The sequence below is a fragment of the Mesorhizobium sp. M8A.F.Ca.ET.161.01.1.1 genome (genome assembly GCF_004792105.1).
Taxonomy (GTDB): Bacteria; Pseudomonadota; Alphaproteobacteria; order Rhizobiales; family Rhizobiaceae; genus Mesorhizobium.
On the sequence record NZ_SRTD01000087.1, the window covers coordinates 1 to 430 of the forward strand.

Annotated in this window: 1 pseudogene; it reads left to right on the plus strand. The window is 70.9% G+C overall.

The features are described 5' to 3' along the window. Window positions 1-21: 21 nt before the first annotated feature. Window positions 22-430: pseudogene (locus EN804_RS38435) on the plus strand (DUF2497 domain-containing protein); the annotation flags it as partial.

Genomic DNA, 430 nt, shown 5'->3' on the forward strand with positions numbered 1-430 from the left:
ACAAAGGCGGCGGATGTGACGATGGCGACGGCAAGCAGCGCGCAGCGCGAACCTTCCATGGAAGAAATTCTGGCTTCCATCCGAAGGATCATCGAGGACAGCGACACCGGTCGCAAGCAGCCGGCCGAGGCCGGTGAACTGCGCCAGGACCTGGAACCGGCCGTCGTCAACACGCCTCCCGCTGTCGAGGTCGACGCCTTTCGTTCCGAACTGCATGCCGAACCCGGCCCCCGCAGGCCGGCGACGCTGGCGGAAGTGCAGGCCCAACTTGCAGCGACCGATCCCGTGCTTGCGCGCGCCGAGGCTCGCCCGGAGCCGGTGAAGGCAGCGCCGGCGCCGGCGACCCCGGCGGAGGCCGATGCCAGGCGCGCGGTCGAGCCGAGCCCGCCGGCAGCCGCCAACATGCCCGCCGCTGCAAACGCGCCGCAGA